Annotated in this window: 16 protein-coding genes; 3 read left to right on the top strand and 13 right to left on the bottom strand. The window is 32.3% G+C overall.

Annotation, left to right across the window (positions count from 1 at the left end; genetic code table 11):
- Window positions 1-21: 21 nt before the first annotated feature.
- The 3 genes from CD135_RS04415 to spxA form a co-directional block, all read right to left on the bottom strand.
- Window positions 22-1,005 (bottom strand): competence protein CoiA, encoded by a 984-nt coding sequence (locus CD135_RS04415; RefSeq protein WP_103268890.1) that lies wholly within the window; start codon window positions 1,003-1,005, stop codon window positions 22-24.
- 45 nt (window positions 1,006-1,050) lie between these two features.
- Entirely contained in the window at window positions 1,051-1,758 is a 708-nt protein-coding gene (gene mecA / locus CD135_RS04410) for an adaptor protein MecA (RefSeq protein WP_016999379.1), read from the bottom strand.
- A gap of 151 nt (window positions 1,759-1,909) precedes the next feature.
- A complete protein-coding gene (gene spxA / locus CD135_RS04405; RefSeq protein WP_103268889.1) occupies window positions 1,910-2,305 on the bottom strand; it encodes a transcriptional regulator SpxA in 396 nt (131 codons plus the stop codon).
- Window positions 2,306-2,644: 339 nt separating this feature from the next.
- Here spxA and trpS point away from each other — a divergent pair, with 339 nt between their 5' ends.
- Complete coding sequence (gene trpS, locus CD135_RS04400; RefSeq protein WP_064204855.1) at window positions 2,645-3,640, top strand: tryptophan--tRNA ligase; 996 nt, start codon at window positions 2,645-2,647, stop codon at window positions 3,638-3,640.
- 556 nt (window positions 3,641-4,196) lie between these two features.
- Here the strand turns inward: trpS and CD135_RS04395 are convergent.
- The 8 genes from CD135_RS04395 to opp3b form a co-directional block, all read right to left on the bottom strand.
- A complete protein-coding gene (locus CD135_RS04395) occupies window positions 4,197-5,825 on the bottom strand; it encodes a peptide ABC transporter substrate-binding protein (protein WP_064204854.1) in 1,629 nt (542 codons plus the stop codon).
- 43 nt (window positions 5,826-5,868) lie between these two features.
- On the bottom strand, window positions 5,869-7,509 hold the full coding sequence (locus CD135_RS04390; protein ID WP_064204853.1) for a peptide ABC transporter substrate-binding protein: 1,641 nt from the start codon (window positions 7,507-7,509) through the stop codon (window positions 5,869-5,871).
- A 207-nt stretch (window positions 7,510-7,716) separates the two neighbouring features.
- Window positions 7,717-9,378 (bottom strand): peptide ABC transporter substrate-binding protein, encoded by a 1,662-nt coding sequence (locus CD135_RS04385; protein WP_070045156.1) that lies wholly within the window; start codon window positions 9,376-9,378, stop codon window positions 7,717-7,719.
- A gap of 107 nt (window positions 9,379-9,485) precedes the next feature.
- Window positions 9,486-11,159 (bottom strand): peptide ABC transporter substrate-binding protein, encoded by a 1,674-nt coding sequence (locus CD135_RS04380; RefSeq protein WP_016999389.1) that lies wholly within the window; start codon window positions 11,157-11,159, stop codon window positions 9,486-9,488.
- Between the two features lie 170 nt (window positions 11,160-11,329).
- Complete coding sequence (locus CD135_RS04375; RefSeq protein ID WP_064211100.1) at window positions 11,330-12,295, bottom strand: ABC transporter ATP-binding protein; 966 nt, start codon at window positions 12,293-12,295, stop codon at window positions 11,330-11,332.
- Complete coding sequence (locus tag CD135_RS04370; protein ID WP_016999391.1) at window positions 12,295-13,368, bottom strand: ABC transporter ATP-binding protein; 1,074 nt, start codon at window positions 13,366-13,368, stop codon at window positions 12,295-12,297. The genes CD135_RS04375 and CD135_RS04370 overlap by 1 nt, the downstream gene beginning before the upstream one ends.
- A gap of 17 nt (window positions 13,369-13,385) precedes the next feature.
- Window positions 13,386-14,462: an oligopeptide ABC transporter permease gene (gene opp3C, locus CD135_RS04365; protein ID WP_016999392.1), complete on the bottom strand. Its 1,077-nt coding sequence runs from the start codon at window positions 14,460-14,462 to the stop codon at window positions 13,386-13,388.
- Window positions 14,462-15,388 (bottom strand): oligopeptide ABC transporter permease, encoded by a 927-nt coding sequence (gene opp3b / locus CD135_RS04360; protein ID WP_016999393.1) that lies wholly within the window; start codon window positions 15,386-15,388, stop codon window positions 14,462-14,464. Before opp3b ends, opp3C begins: the two co-directional genes overlap by 1 nt.
- A gap of 381 nt (window positions 15,389-15,769) precedes the next feature.
- Here opp3b and CD135_RS04355 point away from each other — a divergent pair, with 381 nt between their 5' ends.
- Entirely contained in the window at window positions 15,770-16,141 is a 372-nt protein-coding gene (locus CD135_RS04355) for a DUF3899 domain-containing protein (RefSeq protein WP_064204847.1), read from the top strand.
- Window positions 16,142-16,686: 545 nt separating this feature from the next.
- Here CD135_RS04355 and fabF read toward each other — a convergent pair.
- Together fabF and CD135_RS04345 are read right to left on the bottom strand one after the other, a co-directional pair.
- Window positions 16,687-17,928 (bottom strand): beta-ketoacyl-ACP synthase II, encoded by a 1,242-nt coding sequence (gene fabF, locus CD135_RS04350; protein ID WP_070045157.1) that lies wholly within the window; start codon window positions 17,926-17,928, stop codon window positions 16,687-16,689.
- A 14-nt stretch (window positions 17,929-17,942) separates the two neighbouring features.
- The gene (locus tag CD135_RS04345; protein ID WP_064205090.1) at window positions 17,943-18,884 is read right to left on the bottom strand and encodes a beta-ketoacyl-ACP synthase III; all 942 of its coding nucleotides are present in this window, start codon (window positions 18,882-18,884) and stop codon (window positions 17,943-17,945) included.
- Window positions 18,885-19,067: 183 nt separating this feature from the next.
- Here CD135_RS04345 and CD135_RS04340 point away from each other — a divergent pair, with 183 nt between their 5' ends.
- Window positions 19,068-19,268: a YjzD family protein gene (locus tag CD135_RS04340; RefSeq protein WP_016999321.1), complete on the top strand. Its 201-nt coding sequence runs from the start codon at window positions 19,068-19,070 to the stop codon at window positions 19,266-19,268.
- The last annotated feature ends 128 nt before the right edge of the window (window positions 19,269-19,396 follow it).

The raw sequence follows: 19,396 nt of genomic DNA, 5'->3' as shown, positions 1-19,396 counted from the left end.
TTAATAATTTTCTCATTAATCTCATTTTTTTGCACGTGATAAAGTCATTTTATTAAGTATTGATAAATATGACTTCAAGGCGCTTTTTAAAATGTCTTCCTTGGAATAGTTCACATTATTAAAAGTTCTAAATTTAATGAAAGAATTAAAACGTTCAAAAGTAAACGTACCTTTATTAATTTCTAAATATAAATAACATTGCCACGTTATAGCATTCGTTAAAATATATAATTGTTCAGGTACAATTATTCCTAAAAATTTAGGTCTATTCTTATGTATGAGACCAGATTGATATAATAAGGATAAAGTTGGTTCTAAAACACTTCTTGTTTGTCTACATTTTCCAAGATAATTATTATAAAAATTATCATTCAAAAGAAATGTTGGCACTCTTGATACATTATGTGTTTGTAATAAATCTTCCCATTTTATGATATTCTTTCTATAAATAAAATGGGAAATATCTAATGATTGTAATTGATCATATTTAATTAGCAACTTACGATTATAATCATATGTAATAAGTGTTCGATGCGTATGATTGATGAGAGCAGCTCCAAAATAACTTAACTTTAATATCCCATTATACTCATTCGCCGGTTTACTTATCCAAATCACATTTAAATTTAAAGCCCTAAATCCTGCTGTTCTGCTATCTAACAACTCTAGATTAATTGGTGAATATTGAAACTCTATAACAAGGTTACGATTTATCAATATGTCTGGTATTTGTTCGATTTCATGCAAATAATATTCCATGTCTATTTGTACTTTCTTATTTAAACTTGAATAAATGTGGTGCTTAGATGCAAAATAGGCTAAAGTTTCTTTCTTATAAACGTTTTTTAAACAATAACTATTAGATTTATGAGCAAAATGAGCAATAGTATGCTTTCCACGTCTAAGAATTAACTCTGAATTACATTCAGGACATCTATACAATTCATTGGATTTTGCATGTTGAGCATATACAAGTTCATTTCTAGTATTTAATCCCATAAGCATAAAAAAACACCTCTTTACTTTATTAAACGTAAAGAGGTGTTAAAATTACTTATTTTTAATTTGATTTTTTGGTTCAAAATATCTCGTGATTTGACCCATTACATTATAACTCATAACAACCTTAGCATAATCATCTAAATATAATTTAGACACTTGAGTTGGATTTGCATACTCTAATAGTTGTCCGTAGAAATCATTAATAATTTCTTCATTATCTATTTGATCAAATTGTACATAATAATAATATTTGTTGTCTAACATATATAATAAGTCTGTAAATACTAAGTCTTTATGTTCATTATAATGTGCATATTCAATAATATCTTCTAACTCTTCAAATCTAACAAGCAATCCTATATCTTTAGGAACAAATTGCTTTCTAGTTTCTTCATCTTGATCGTTTAAGAGTTCTCCAATATTTTGATCGGAATCGAGTGCTTGAGATAAGAAATCATTGACTTGATATTCTAATTGTTCATTAGATTCTTCATCAGTCATATTTAACAGTTCATCGCCTTTAGACTTAGAAACTGTAACTTCTACACCCTTTTCGAATGCATGCACTTGAATCCATAACGGGCCTTCGACTACGAATTCTTCTTCGTCATTAATTTCATCCATCATTGACCAGAAAAATTCTTCACCACGTTTGCGGTTGGTCCATAAATCTTCTCTCTTGAAACCTCGTGCTTCGATGTCTTGATAAGTTATAAATAATTTTACCGTTGTTTCATCAATTCGTTCTATTCTCATAATGTCACACTCCCTTACTCTAGGAATAGTACATCCATTGTATTATAAACTCTTACATTTTAACAGTAATTTGTTCGAACTATTTTCTTTTATTTTTATACACAAAAATAGCCCCTGTAAACAGGAGCCATAATTCTAATATTAGACCAAATTAGTCAACCATACGTTGAGCTTCTAAAAGTTGGAATGTACGCACTTTGCGTGGTAAGAAACGACGAATTCCATCTTCGTTATAACCAACTTGTAGACGTTTATCATCTAAGATAATTGGACGACGTAATAGTCCTGGGTTATCTTGAATAATTGTATATAGTTCTTGTAGTGGCAATGCATCGATATCCACATTTAATTTTTGATATGTTTTAGAACGAGTTGAAATAATTTCATCTGTTCCGTCTTCTGTCATTTTTAAGATTGATTTAATTTCATCTAATGTTAAGTGTTCTGAAAAAATATTACGCTCCGTATACGGAATGTCATGTTCTTGTAACCATGCTTTCGCTTTACGGCAAGATGTGCAACTTGGTGAAGTAAATAATGTTACCATACATCTCACTCTCCTAATTGAATATTATTTATGTTAAACGTCAGTGAACTTTATAAGATTATATTCCACTTATATATCATTTACCCTATATAGCACTAGGTTAAACATAAATGCTCACTTTGTTTAATTCCTATCTTAACGCTATAAATATATTATATAACTCAAAGATTAAAATTAAATGAGAAAAAACTAATAATTCATTAAAAAGCGAATAAATTATTGATTAATTCAGTGTAAATTGCGCATTTCCCTACTCATTAAGAATAACACAACTTACAAATTAATAAAATACTGTTATAATAGTAGAAAGAAATTATGTAGAAAAGAGGCATTTTTTTAATGGAAACTTTATTCTCTGGCATCCAACCTAGTGGGATTCCTACAATAGGAAATTACATTGGTGCGCTGAAACAATTCAATGAAATTCAATATAATTATGATTGCTATTTCTGTATTGTAGATCAACATGCAATAACAGTACCTCAAGATCGACTAAAATTACGTGAAAACACACGTAAGTTAGCAGCTATTTATTTAGCTTCCGGAATCGACCATGAGAAAGCAACATTATTTATCCAATCTGAAGTACCTGCTCACATTCAAGCAGGTTGGATTTTAACAACAATATCTTCAATTGGTGAATTGGAAAGAATGACACAATATAAGGATAAAGCTCAGAAACAATTTCAAGGTATCCCAGCAGGTTTATTAACTTACCCACCTTTAATGGCAGCTGATATTGTACTATATAATACAAATATCGTTCCAGTAGGCGACGATCAAAAACAACATTTAGAATTAACTAGAAATGTAGTAGATCGTTTTAATACTAAATACAATGATATTTTAACTAAACCTTCTATTCATATGCCGAAATTCGGTGCAAGAATTATGAGCTTACAAGATCCAACTAAAAAAATGAGTAAAAGTGATGATAATCAGAAAAACTTTATTTCATTATTAGATGAACCAAACGTTGCCGCTAAAAAAATAAAAAGTGCCGTAACTGACTCTGATGGTATTGTTAAATACGATAAAGAGAACAAACCAGGCATAAGTAACCTACTTGTCATATACTCTAGTATCACAGGTCAAACTGTTGAAGAATTAGAAGCACAATATGAGGGCAAAGGTTATGGAGATTTTAAAACCGATTTATCAGAAGAAGTTAAACGATTCTTAACAGACTTCCAAGAAAAATATAACTATTTCTATGAAAACAAAGATATTCTAGACGAAATCCTTGATCAAGGTAGAGATAAAGCTAGTAAAGTCGCTAATAAGACGCTTAAAAAAATGGAAAATGCAATGGGATTAGGTAGAAAAAGAAAATAACCATAAAATTATGAGACTAGAAGATCAATCCTAACTCAAAATAAATAAGCATATTACTTAACTGATTAATACAGTTTGAAAGTGATATGCTTATTTTTTAAATCTATAATTTTGTTCATATAAGGTTGCGCTTGATATAGTTTGATCCAGTAGTCACATACTCTTACTATCCGAGCAAGTGACAGCACTAGACAAATTCGTTATAACTCTCAATATTTTATACAAAGTTTTCATAGACGACACTGGCAATGTTGAAAAAGCTTGATTTGAACGCATTTTCAATCCAATCAACTACTGCCAATATATAATATAATTTAGGAACAACTTTATGAGACAATAACGGTAGCCTTATTGACTATTCTTACCAAACGTGTCAATAACGAGGCCCTCAATGTATTCATAATGACAGCGATGTTAATAATACACATTAGATTTCGTAAATTAATTCTTAATTATAATAAAAATCTTTATTGTTACTTCCATAATAAAAAGAGTTACTCGTCTAAACATCATAGTCTAAATGAGTAACTCTTATTTAATATTTGTGCATTATTTTTTATTTTTCAATATATGCTTCTTTCAATGTAGATACCCCACCAAATTGGTGATTAACGACGTTTTTAACATTTGGTTTTTGTAGTTGAGCTACACCAACTTGGTAAAGCGGTACAATACCCGCTTCGTTTAACAACATACCTTCTGCTCGTTGTAATTCTTTTAGTCGTTTATCTGGATTTTCAGCTAGTGATGAGTCTGCTGCTTTAATAATCTTGTCATATTCTTTATTAGACCAGCCTGTGTTGTTATGTGAACCATCTGTTACATAAAGCTCTAAGAATGTCATCGGGTCAGGATAGTCTGGTATCCAGTTTTCTAATGACATTTCATATTGCCCTTTAGAAACAACATCAAGTTTTTGTTTAAATGGTTGTTGTTTAATTTTAATATTTACACCATCTAAATTTTTCTCAAGTTGTTCTTTGAAGTATTCAGCATCTCTTTTAGCTGTATCTTTGTCGTATGTCATTAATTCAATCGTAAATTCATCTTTCCCTAATTCTTTTTTAGCTTTTTCAAAATGTTCTTTAGCTTCTTTCACATTGTAGTGATTTTCATTTTTAACGCCATCTTGGTATTCATTACCTTTACTGTCTTTAACAAAGTCTTTTGGCACAAAGTTATCAGCTGGAATAGATCCGTTATTTAAATTATTTTTTACATAAGCTTTTTTATCAATTGCTTTTGCAAATGCTAATCTAAAGTCTTCGTTTTTAAATTCTGGAACTTTATCTTCGTTTAATTTGAAATAATAAGTTATTGTATCTAATTCCGTTGTGTAACCTTTATCATCTTTATATTTATTAACTTGTTCTGCAGGTAATTCAACAATGTCTAATTTATTTGTTTCGTATAAATTTACTGCAGTAGAAGCTTCTTTTACAACTTTGTAATTAACTTTATCCAATTTAACTTTATCTTTATCCCAGTACTCATCGTTTTTCTCAAGTGTAACTTTGTCATCTGTTTTCCATTCAGTCATTTTGAAAGGACCATTATATAATGTGTTTTTCAAAGTTGTACCATATTTATCGCCTTGTTTCTCAACGAATTTTTTATTTTGCGGCATAAACGTACCGAATGAAAGTAATTCTTTATAGTATGGTAATGACTTCGTTAGTTCGAACTCTAATGTGTGGTCATCTATAGCTTTTACACCAAGTTCTTCTGGCTTCTTATCTCCAGAATTGACTTCTTCTGCATTTTTAATGTCGAATAATATATAAGCATATTCAGATGCAGTATCTGGATCAACTACTTTTCTCCAAGCATATACGAAATCATTTGCTGTAACTGGGTCTCCATTAGACCATTTAGCATTTTCTCTTAATTTAACTGTCCACTTTTTACCGTCGTTAGTGATTTTCGGCTCCCCTTTAGCGACAGCCGGAATAGCTTTATCGTCTTTATCTAATGTATACAAACCTTCCATCGTTTGGAAAAACATATCAAATGAAAGTCCATCAGTAGCCATTGCAGAATCCATTGTTGGAACATCTCCATTGATTTGGAGGTTTAATGTTTGACCATCTTTTGAACTTTTTCCACCGCTTCCTCCTGATGAACAAGCACTCAATACTAAAACTGCAGTTAACAATATCGATAAAATTTTTATACCTTTTGACATGTAACTCATCCCCTTAGTTTCTATTTATTTAAACTATGATTTGTTACTTTTGCTTACTTGCATGCTTTAAGTCTGTGTCTCCCCCAAACTTATGTCTTTCAATGTCATTAACATAACTTTGAGTTAAACGTGCATTACCTTGTTGGTAAATAGGTATAATAGTCGCTTCATCTAATAACAATGACTCAGCATCTTGCATTGCTTCAACACGTTCTTGCTCTTTCTTCAGTAGTTTATTTCCTGAATCCTCAATTTTCTTATCATATTCTTTGTTTTTCCATCCAGTTTCATTCATAACATTATCGCTAGTAAATAATTCTAGGAATGACATAGCATCTGGATAATCAGGAGCCCATCTTCCAAATGAAATTTGATAATCCATACTTGATTCTAATTTTAATTTTTGTTTAAACGGTTGCTGTTTAACTTTAATTTTTACACCAGGTAAATTTTGTTCGATTTGTTCTTTAAAGTACTCAGCGTCTTTCTTGGCATTGTCTTGATCATAAGTTAATAATTCAAATGTAAATTCATCTTTACCAAGATCTTTTTTAGCTTTTTCTAAATGCTTTTTAGCTGATTCTTTATCAAATTTATTTTCTGTTTCGACGCCTTTAGTATAATCTTTACCTTTAGTATCTTTTACAAATTCGGTCGGAACTAATGTTTTAGCTGGTTTAGAACCATTGTTTAAATTACTCTTAACATATTGTTCTCTATCAATCGATTGGGCAATTGCCATTCTTAAATCTTTATTTTTAAATTCTGGTACATCCTTTTGATTCATTCTCATAAAGTAAACTCTAGCTTCTAGTTCGGTATTATAAGCTTTATCGTCTTTATATTTATTTACGTTTTCAGCTGGTATTAAAGCTTCATCAACATCACCAGCATTATACATATTTAAAGCTGTTTGAGGTTCTTTAACAACTTTGAAGTTAACACTGTCTAATTTTACATTTCCTTTATCCCAATACTTATCATTTTTCTTCAAAGTATAATTATCTTCTGTTTTCCAATCTGATAAAGTAAACGGTCCATTATATAATGTGTCTTTAGCTGTTGTTCCGTATTTATCTCCTTTTTCTTTAACGAACTTTTCATTTTGAGGTAAAAATGAACCGAAAGTAAGTAACTCTTGATAATAAGGTAATTCACGATTAAGTTTAATTTCTAAAGTTTTATCATCAACCGCTTTTACACCTAACTCTTCAGGTTTCTTTTTACCTTTATTAATATCTTCAGCATTCTCGATATCAAACATGATAAATGCATATTCAGAAGCTGTCTTTGGCGTAACTAACTTTCTCCAAGCATAAACGAAATCATTTGCTGTAACTTTCTCTCCATTAGACCACTCAGCATCTCTTAATTCTATCGTCCAAGTTAAACCGTCATCAGATTTCTTTGGATCTCCTTTCGCTATACCCGGAATAGCTTTATCATGTTTATCTAATTTGTACAAACCTTCCATTGTGTTATTCAATACATCAAAAGAAGTTGCATCTGTTGCTAAACTTGAATCCATCGATGGTATATCAGAAATTGAAATAAGACGTAATGACTTGCCATCCCCTGCAGCATCACTGTCCTTCTTTTCCTTTCCACCCCCGCTACATGCTGACAAAACTAAAGTTATCGACAAAAGTACTAATGAAATTAATCTCAACCTCTTCTTTCTCATAAACATATCCCCTTATTCGATTTTTGAAAATTCAGTCATTTTCTGAACTTTCTTTAATTATAAAGATATTTATAATTTGTCGCAACTTAATTTTTCTATTATATGTATAAATTATGTTCTTCTTGTTCATATATTTAGTGATTCCACTTATAAAATAAAAAAACCTTACAAAACATTTAAGCTTTGTAAGGTTCTATCTATTAAATATTATTTAGCACCTTTTATTTCTACTTCTTTAAGGGTATAATCTCCACCATATTTATGGTTTTGCCAATTTTTGATATAAGGCTGTCTTAAACGTGCTGATCCTGTTTGGAATAGCGGCGCGATAGATGCTGAATCTAAAAATTGCGTTTCTGCATCTTGTAATTTTTCAATTCGCTTATCTTCGTTCTCTTCTTTAAGCATTTCATCTGAATTCGCTTCTTCCAAAGCTTTATCATATTCTTCATTAGCATAGCCTGTTTGGTTATGAGGTGAATCAGATGTAAATAAATCTAAGAATGTTGTTGGGTCTGGATAATCTGGGAACCACCCAGCAAATGAAATATCGAAATCTTTTTTAGATTCTAATGCTAATTTCTGTTTAAAAGGTTGTTGTTTAATTTTTAATGTAACGCCTGGAAGATTTTTTTCTACTTGTTCTTTAACGAACTCTCCTGCTTTTTTAGATTCATCTTCATCATATGTTAAGAGTTCTATTGTGAATTTATCTTTTCCTAAATCTTTTTTAGCTTTTTCAAGTGATTTCTTAGCATCATCTTTATCAAATTCCAGTGGTGATTTCACACCATCTATATAATCTTTACCTTTACCATCTTTAACGAAATCTTTAATCATTAATGTATCTAATGGTTTAGATCCGTTGTTTAATAAGGAATCGACATAAGATTTTTTATTTACTGATGTTGCTATTGCTTTTCTTAAATCTTCATTCTCTAAATCTTTATTTTTCTCTTTGTTAATTCTAAAGAAATAGCTTCCTGAAGTAGACTGGGTAGAGAAGTCTTCTCTATCTTTATATTTTTTTACGTTTTGTGCATCCAATCCTACCATATCTAGCTTACCAGTTTGGTACATATTAATTGCTGTTTGTGTATTTTTCACAACTTTGATATTAACATCTTTAAGTTTAACTTTATCTTTATCCCAATATTTATCATTTTTCTCTAATTTCCACTTATCTTCAGATTTCCATTCTGTTAATTTAAACGGGCCGTTTGATAAAGTTGTTTCAGCTGTTGTACCAAAATCATCACCATGTTTTTTCACAAATTTTTCATTTTGCGGCATGTATGAGCTGAATGCTAATAAACTTTCCATCCATGGAACATCTTTTACAAGTTTAATTTCTAATGTTTGATCATCAATTGCTTTAACGCCTAGTTCTTCAGGTTTTTTATCACTGTTTGTAATTTCTTTTGCATTTTCTATGTTTTCAAACATATATGAAAATTCAGCAGCAGTATCTGGATCTACAGTACGTCTCCATGCAAATACAAAGTCGTGAGCTGTTACTGGATCGCCATTAGACCATTTTGCATCATCACGTAGCTTAATCGTCCATGTTTTACCATCGTTTGATTTTTCAGGTTCACCTTTTGCTACACCTGGTACTGGCTTATCATCTTTATCTAATACATATAAACCTTCTAATGTTTGTGTAAATGTCGTAAATGAAACTTGGTCAGAAGCTAATGATGGATCCATAGTAGGAATATCATCGCCAGAAGATAAATTTAATTCGTTCTTGGATTTAGATTGTTTAATGTTATCGCTATTATCTTCTTTTTCGTTGCTACCGCATGCTGCTAACGTTAATATAATCGCACTTATCACTGCAAATAAAGCTGTGAGTTTTCTCTTCATTTTATTACTCCCCTTACATTTGGTGATTTAATAGCTTTCAGTTAATTAATTAAGAAGCTTATACAAAAAGGCAATCAATATTCCCATCGATTGCCTTAATTGTTTGATTATTTAGATCCTGCGATTTCTACTTCTTTAAGTGAGTAGTCACCACCGAATTTATGTGGTTGCCAATTCTTAACATAAGGTTGACGTAAACGTGCTACACCTTGTTGGTAAAGTGGCCCAATAGAAGCAGATTCTAAGAATTTACTTTCTGCATCTTGTAACATTTTAGTACGTTTTTCGCTATTTTCTTCTTTCAGCATTTCATCAGTATTTGCTTCTTTTAACGCTTTATCATATTCAGCATTTGAATATCCAGTTTGGTTATGTGGACTATCTTTCTTAAATAAGTCTAAGAATGTTGTTGAATCAGGATAGTCAGGACCCCAACCAGCAAATGAGATATCATAGTCCCCTTTAGATTCTAAAGCTAATTTCTGTTTAAACGGTTGTTGTTTAATTTTTAATGTAACACCTGGTAAATTTTTCTCAACTTGTTCTTTAACAAATTCAGCAGCTTTTTTAGATTCATCTTGATCATAAGTTAATAGTTCAATATCAAATTTATCTTTACCAGTTGCTTTTTTAGCTTTTTCTAATAGTTTTTTAGCTTCTTCTTTATCATAGTTTAATGGAGATTTAACACCATCGATGTAGTCTTTCCCGTCTTCATCTTTAACGAAGTCTTTAACCATTAATTTATCAGAAGGAACTGAACCATTATTTAATAAAGAATTTACATATTCTTTCTTGTCTATTGATTTAGCAAATGCTTTTCTTAAATCTTCATTTTTTAAGTCTTTATTCTTAGTATTGTTAATTCTAAAGAAATAGTTAGATGAGTTGAGTTCAGTAGAGAAGTCTTCTCTATCTTTATACTTACTAACATTTGAAGCATCTAAGCCTACCATATCTAATTTACCTGTTTGGTACATATTAATAGCTGTTTGTACTTCTTTAACTACTTTATAGTTAACTTCTTTAAGTTTAACTTTGTCTTTATCCCAATACTTATCATTTGGTTCTAATTTCCAATTGTCTTCTGTTTTCCATTGTGTCATTTTGAATGGACCATTTGATAATGTTGTGTCAGCTGTAGTACCGAATTTCTTGCCTTGTTTTTCGACAAATTTTTCATTTTGTGGCATGAATGATCCGAATGCGAATAAACTTTGCATCCATGGAACGTCTTTCACTAATTTAACTTCTAAAGTTTGATCATCGATAGCTTTTACGCCTAGTTCTTCAGGTTTTTTCTTACCCGATGTAATTTCTGATGCATTTTCGATGTTTTCAAACATATATGCATATTCAGCAGCTGTGTCTGGGTCTACAGTACGTTGCCAAGCATATACAAAGTCATGAGCAGTTACAGGGTCCCCATTTGACCATTTAGCATCATCACGTAACTTCATCGTCCAAGTCTTGCCATCGTCAGATTTCTCTGGATCGCCTTTCGCAACACCAGGTACAGGTTTATCATCTTTATCTAACACGTATAACCCTTCTAAAGTTTGGTTAAATGTAAAGAATGAAACTTGGTCAGTAGCTAACGATGAATCCATCGTTGGTATATCAGATGTTGAAGATAAGTTTAAGACGTTTTCAGATTTTTCACTTTTAACGCCGCCTTTACCTCCACTATCATCTTTTTTGGAACCTCCACCACTACAAGCTGCAAGTGTTAGTACAGCTGCAACTAAGATTGACATGAGTACAGAAAGTCTTTTCCTCATATAGTTACTCCCCCTTGTTTTCTGTCTTCTGAAAATTCAGAAGCTTTAATAATATTATATTTTAAAAATGTATGAAAAACAATAGAAATTCACACAATTTTCAAATAATTGTTATTTTACACTTTCAAATTATTAATAATTAGTTGTAATAATAATTCTATTAGTACATATTATGCTTCTGATAAATTAAATGTCTTGTTGTAATTTTCTTTTTTCTTAGCAAATTCTTTCTCAGAACAATATACGTAATGCTCCGGCCCTACTTCTCTCAATTCTAGCTCTTCATCATCAGTATATTGATGTACGTCAGGATCGTATGATGATCTTGTTCTTGTTCTTTCAGATTCTGGATCTGGTAATGGAATAGCTGACAATAATGATTTAGTATATTCATGTTGTGGATGTTTATATATTTGATCTGATGGTCCAAGTTCAACTAATTTACCAAAGTACATAACACCGATTCTATCTGATATATATTTAACCATTGATAAATCATGCGCGATGAATAAGAATGTAATTCCTTTTTCTTCTTGCAATCTTTGCATTAAGTTTACAACTTGTGCTTGAATTGAAACGTCTAAAGCTGAAATAGGTTCATCTGCTATAATAAATTCTGGTTCTACTGCTAAAGCACGTGCTATTCCTAAACGCTGTCTTTGTCCGCCAGAGAATTCATGTGGATATCTATTTGCATGTTCTTTATTTAAACCTACTGTTTCCAACAATTCGTAAACACGCTTTTTTCGTTCTTCGTTGCTAGAAACTAATTTATGTACATCTAATCCTTCAGCAATAATATCCATTACTTTTAATCTTGGATTTAAAGACGCATATGGATCTTGGAAAATCATTTGCATACGTCGATTAAACTTTAATAAATCTTTACGTTTTTTGATGTTTTGAATATCAACATTATCAAATATAACTTTTCCATCCGTTGCATCATGTAATTTAATAAGTGTTCGTCCAGTTGTGGATTTTCCACAACCAGACTCCCCTACTAAACCTAATGTTTCACCACGATATATTTGGAATGAAATATCATCTACTGCTTTTACTTCATTTTTCTTGCCTTCGTTGAAATATTGTTTCAAATTCTGTACGTCGATTAATATTTCTTTTTTCTCAGCCATTAGAACGTCACCCTTTCTACACGCTTCGGCTTATCAAACTGGTCAGGTGTTTCTTTTAATTTATTTTTAACCGCTTCTGGTAAGTCTACTTCTGGTGCTCTTTCATCTAACAACCAAGATTTCACGAAATGTGTAGGTGAAACTTGGAACCATGGCGGTTCTTCCTTGTAGTCGATATCCAGTGCATAATCACTTCTCCTAGCGAACGCGTCTCCTACAGGCGGCTTTATTAAATCTGGTGGTGTACCAGGAATTGCAAGCAACTCTGTTTCATGAGATGTTTCAAGGCTTGGCATAGAAGATAGAAGCCCCCAAGTATACGGATGTTTCGGATTATAGAAAATTTCATCTACTGAACCTGTTTCTACAATTTGTCCACCATACATTACAGCCACTCTATCAGCTACGTTTGCCACAACACCTAAGTCATGGGTGATAAAAATAATTGATGTATCAATCTTATGTTGTAACTCTTTCATCAACTCTAATATTTGAGCTTGTATAGTAACGTCCAAAGCAGTTGTAGGTTCATCCGCTATGAGTATTTTTGGATCACAAGCCAATGCCGTTGCAATAACAATACGTTGTCTTTGTCCACCTGAAAATTGGTGTGGGAAATTATTAAAACGATTCTTTGCGTTAGGCAATCCAACTAAATCTAAAATATCTAATGCCCTTTTCTTAGCATCACTTTTAGATAATTTTTGGTGCTTAATAAGAGGTTCCATAACTTGCTTTCCTATTTTCATAGTTGGATTTAATGAAGTCATTGGATCTTGGAAAATCATCCCTATTTCCTTACCTCTGATTTTTTGCATTTCTTTTTCTTCTAACTTCGCTAAATCTTTACCATCAAATAAAATAGAACCTTCTTTTATTCTGCCTACTTTACTTGGTAGTAATTGCATTAAAGCTTTTGTAGTAACTGATTTTCCCGAACCAGATTCACCAACAATTGCGAGTGTTTCACCTTTATCAAGATAAAAATCTACACCTCTAACTGCTTGTACTTCCCCCGCGTCAATGTCGAAGGAAACTTTTAAGTTATTTACTTCTAAAATTCTCTTAGCCATAATTCATTTCCTCCTTATTATTTACGCATTTTAGGGTCAAAGGCATCTCTTAGACCATCACTGAATAGATAGAAGAATAAGATTAATAAGCTTAATACCACAGCTGGAACAAATAGTTCATGTGGGAAGATCAATAACATCTTTCTTCCTGTATCAACTAGAGAACCTAATGATGCTTGTGGTGCTGGTATACCTAGACCAATAAAGCTTAAGAATGCTTCGAAGAATATTGCACTTGGTACTGTAAACATTGACGTTACAATAATTGGTCCAAGTGTGTTTGGCAAAATATGTTTAAAGATTAATTTATAATTTGATACCCCTAATGTTCTTGAAGCCATTACGAATTCTTGTTCTTTAAGTTTTAAGAATTGTCCACGAACAATACGACTCATACCTAGCCAACCTGTAACGGACATGGCTAAAATAATTGTCCACATTGACGGATCGAATAATAACACGAACAAGATAACAACAATTAAGTTTGGAATTGAAGATAATATCTCAACAATACGTTGCATGATATCATCCGTCCTACCACCGAAGTAGCCAGATAAAGCACCGTATATTACCCCAATAAATATATCTAATGCTGCTGCTATTACACCGATGAATAATGATACTTGCGTACCTCTCCATGTACGTGTCCATAAGTCACGTCCTAATTCATCTGTACCAAACCAATAGTTCTCATTTACATTAGATCCTTCGTAAACATCGAAGCCGTCTCTATCTGTACCATCAAATGGCAAGAAAGGAACTTGATCTAATACTGGTATTTTTGGTGGCAAGTTAGCGTGTGACACGTTTTGGTCACTAAACTTATGATCATTCATAAGTGGACCAACTAGTGATAATAAAGTAAGTAATACTAACCCTATTAAACCAATTACTGCTAATTTATTACTTTTTAGTTGAGCCCAAGCATCTTGCCAGAATGTACGACTCTTTCTTTCAAATTTCTCTTCAACCACTTTGTCTCTACCGTGAAGAACAAACTTTTCAGCCGGCACCCCTTGTGTAGAATGTGTGATTGAGGCATTGTCATAACCGCTATTGTTTAATTTATCTTTCTCATGATCGTTATTAGCCATTATTTTTTACCTCCTTCAACACGAATTCTAGGGTCAATAAGACCATACAATACGTCTACAATAAAGATTGAAATTATAAATAAGAAACTGAATAGTAATGTTAATGCCATAATAACTGGATAGTCATTCGTTTGAATTGAACGTACGAACTGGTCACCTAGTCCTGGCACTCCAAAGATGTTTTCAATTGTCAATGTACCAGTTAAAATCCCAGCTAACATTGGAACAATAATTGTAATAATTGGAATTAAACCATTACGTACAGCATGTCCGAATATTACTCTTGAACTGGACATCCCCTTAGCTCTCGCTAATTCTATGTAATCAGAGCCCAATACCTCAATCATTTCAGAACGTATATAACGTGCAATTGTTGCTGTTACACCTGCTGCTAAAGCTAAGGATGGTAACACTGCAGTCATAAATCCACTCCAACCTGCTACAGGGAAGATTTGCCATTCAACAGCAAATACATATTGTAGCAACACTGCCAGAACGAATGACGGCACCGAAATGAAAATAACTGATAAGAAGGTTGCTCCATAGTCAATAATCGTATTTTGCTTGATTGCGGCCACTATACCGAGCAATAGTCCGGTAATTGTACCTAAAATCATCGCGTATGTACCCATTTCAACAGAGGGTCCTAGTCTTGGTTTTATTAAACTCCAAACTTCTCTGTTATCGTATTGGAATGAAATACCGAAATCACCTTTAGCTACATTTTTTAGGTAATTTGCATACTGTACTGATACAGGATCATTCAAACCATACTTTTCGTTTATAATAACTTTTTGTTCTTCTGATAATTTCTCATCGTTGTACGGTGAACCCGGTAACAATTTCATTAAGAAAAATGTTATCGTCATAATTAAAAACAATGATATGAACATATAAAGAATACGTTTCAAAGTGTACTTAACCATTGTTTTGCCTCCAATCCCCTTATCGAATTCATATTTCTTTTAATATTCAGAAATATTTATATACATTATACAGAATTTATTCAACTTAAATCAACACGAATATTCTGAATTTTGAATAAGCATTACCCAATATCTACTTGTTGTTTTATCACAATAAAGCGACAACGCGAAGCAATTATTCATTTTATAGGTATAAATATACAATACTAGTATAATAATTACCTATTTTTACAAGTAAAGGATTAATTTATATGTATTTGCATACATAAAATATACATACGTAAAATTACACAAATATTTTTATTAAGTTTCTTAAAATATAAAAAATATTTTTCAATCTGTTATAATACAATTAATTCTTAACGTTAGAGGTAGGTAATTATGAAATTTTGGAGTATTTTTACCTTCAGTTACATAGGCATATTTTTAATTTTATGTTTAGTATTTATGAAGGATTTAGATCAAGCGAGTAATATTTTCTTTTATATGATGACTATTTTATTTGCAGTTAGTTGGCTTATTGCAATGAAACAGGATGGTGTTGGAGAAGTATCTAGACAAGCAATACGTAAATTTAACTTTCACATGAAATCTAAAGCTTCACAATCATATTTAGAAGACGATGAAGTAATGAATCCAAATATGAAGGATATAAATCTTAAAGAAAGAAATGTATATGATTGGGTGATACCGTTTGTTGTTGTTAGTACTGTATTTTTTATCATATCTATTATAATAGGATTTTTAGTTTAGCTGATTGTTCGTGTTAATTAATATGGTCAATAAATTACCGTAAGTTGTCTAGTGCGCTTCCTTATGTAGAGTGCGCCAAAAGTTCAACACACAAGTAAAAAACAGGCTGGGACAAAATCATGTCTCAGCCTGTTTCATTATAATGTTAGTAAACAGCTGTTAAGCTCTATGTTGCACGTGGACCTTGTCTTGCAACATTTTGACCTCGTATGTTGCACGTGGACCCTGTCTTGCAACATTTTGACCTTCTATGTTGCACGTGGACCTTGTCTTGCAACATTCTGACCTTCTATGTTGCATGTGGACCCTGTCTCGCAACATTTTGACTTCGTATGTTGCACGTGGACTCTGTCTTGCTACATTATAACCTTCTATGTTGCACGTGGACCTCGTCTTGCAACATTTTGACCTCGTATGTTGCACGTGGATCTCGTCTTGCAACATTTTGACCTTCTATGTTGCACGTGGACCTCGTCTTGCAACATTCATAAACATTATCCACAAAAAAGCTGAGACATTCGTTAAAAATGTCTCAGCTTCTTATTTTATTTAAATTTTTTAAAGATTAATACTGCGTTATGTCCACCAAATCCTAGGCTGTTACTCATTGCATATTCAATGTCTAAATTAGCCGCTTCATTAGGTGTAATATCTAAGTTAATTTCTGGGTCTGGTGAAGTTGCATTTATTGTTGGTGCAACGATACCATTTTGTATAGATAAGCCTGTTAAAATAGCTTCTACTGCTCCTGTTGCGCCTAATAAATGACCCATCATTGATTTTGTAGAACTTATTTTAAGGTTTTTAGCTGCTTCGCCAAACGTAGAGTTGATTGCTAATACCTCGTATAAGTCACCAATTGGTGTACTTGTACCATGAGCATTTAAATATTGAATGTCTGCGGCTTTAATACCTGCATCCTCAATAGCCGCTTGCATTGCTCTAGCACCGCCTTCACCATTTGGAGATGGTGCTGTAATATGGTATGCATCACCTGTTGAACCGTAGCCAACAACTTCAGCATAAATATGAGCCCCACGAGCTTTAGCTGATTCTAATGACTCTAATACAACAACTCCAGCGCCTTCTCCCATAATGAATCCATCTCTTCCTTCTTGGAATGGACGGCATGCTGAGTCTCTATCTGGATTAGTAGATAATGCTTTGTTAGCACTGAAACCAGCCATAGCCATTTCAGTAATTGGTGCCTCTGTTCCACCAGCTATCATAACATCAGCATCTCCACGTTGAATGATTTTGAAAGCATCACCAATTGAATTTGTACCTGTAGCACATGCTGTAACAGTACAACCATTTGGCCCTTTAGCTCCTAAATCAATAGAAACTTGTCCTGTAGCCATATCTGGAATCATCATAGGTACGAAAAATGGGCTTACACGTTTTGGTCCACGTTTTAACAACATATTATGAGAGTATTCGAAAGTTTCCATACCACCTATACCAGAACCAATCCATACTCCTACACGGTTGCTATTCTCATCAGTAATTTCATATTTAGAATCCTTTAAAGCTTCACGTGCAGCTACAATCGCATATTGAGTAAATCTATCCATCTTACGGTATTCTTTTTTAGGAATGTGATTTTCAATATCGAAGTCTTTTAATTCACCTGCTAATTTAGCTGGAAATTCAGATACATCAATTCTTGTGACTTTATCTATTCCGTTTTCGCCGTTGATTGCATTTTTCCATGTTGTAGGGACGTCATTACCCAAAGGATTTAACGTTCCTAAACCAGTCATTACAACACGTTTTTTTTCTGTCATTATTAAATTTCCTCCTATTTACCCCAGCGTAACGTTATGGCACCCCAAGTTAGGCCGCCACCAAATCCTACTAGGACTAAAGTATCATTATCTTTTATTTTACCTTGTTCTATTTCATATGCAATACTTAAGGGTATTGAAGCTGCTGAAGTATTGCCATATCTATCAACAGTTACACTCATTTTTTCTTTCTCAATACCTAATCGATCTCTTGCTGACTCCATAATTCTAATATTCGCTTGGTGAGGCACAAACATATCAACATCTTCTGGTTCAAGACCTGCTTTTTCTACAACTTTAGTAGATGCTTCCCCCATAATTCTCACTGCAAATTTAAATACTTCACGGCCGTTCATTTGTATCGTATTAGCGTCCATATCTTGGTATAAATATGGTCCTCCATTCCCATCAGAACCTAATTCAACACCGAGTATACCTCTTCCTTCAGACACTTCTCCAATGACAGCTGCTCCAGCTCCATCTCCAAAAAGAATCGCTGTGCTACGATCATTCATGTCTGTTATTTTTGTTAATTTATCAGCACCTACTACTAAGACATTTTTATAAAGTCCCGAACTAACAAATTGTTGAGCTGTAACAATTCCATAAATGAAGCCTGTACATGCTGCTAATTGATCCATTGAAGGGATTTTATTTAAACCTAATCTTTTTTGTAATGTTGTAGCTACAGTTGGAAATGGTTTATCTCCAGTAGAAGTAGCAACTATAATCATTTCAATTTCATCTTTATCAAGACCAGAATCTTCAATAGCTCTCACTGCAGCTTCATATGCTAAATCACTTGTATCTTCGTCCTCCGCAGCAAAACGTCTTTCTTTAATACCTGTCATTTTTCTAATCCACTCATCTGAAGTATCTAAATAACTTTCAAAATGTGCGTTTGTTACTACACGTTCTGGTGAATATGCACCAAAACCTTTTATACCAATATCCATTAGAGACACCTACTTATAATCTGTTATTATTATCAGGTACTAATTTATCATACTTTTACTATTACATACAAGTCAATTAACTTTACCCAAATATTTAAATCGTTTTCATGATTAAAGGTATACATTTTATAAAAAGTTAATTATAATGAAATGTATGATACTAAATGTAACGGAGGAAAAGATATGCATTATATTATGACGTTTATATGGGCATTCTTGTTATCACAAATGATTAACTTTGTATTACATAGTTTAGGCGGTTCTGAAGCATCTATTAACGTTCTTAACCCTACTATTTATGCTATCGTTTTTACAGTTGTAGTTATATTATTCAGCCTAACAATAGGCAAATCTGAACCTAAAGAACAGGTTGATCACCAATAATTTTACATCAAAAAATCCCACCAATGCAATTTGATATGCTCCCTGTTAAGTAAACACTTAAATAGTGAAAACTTAGCAGGGAGTTTTATTATGACTAGAAATATTAAAATAGATATCAATACTTTATT

Origin of the sequence: Mammaliicoccus lentus (assembly GCF_002902755.1) — a bacterium.
Lineage (GTDB): Bacteria > Bacillota > Bacilli > Staphylococcales > Staphylococcaceae > Mammaliicoccus > Mammaliicoccus lentus.
The sequence above is the reverse complement of the archived record's forward strand: the minus strand, read 5'-3'. Positions and strand labels throughout refer to the sequence as shown.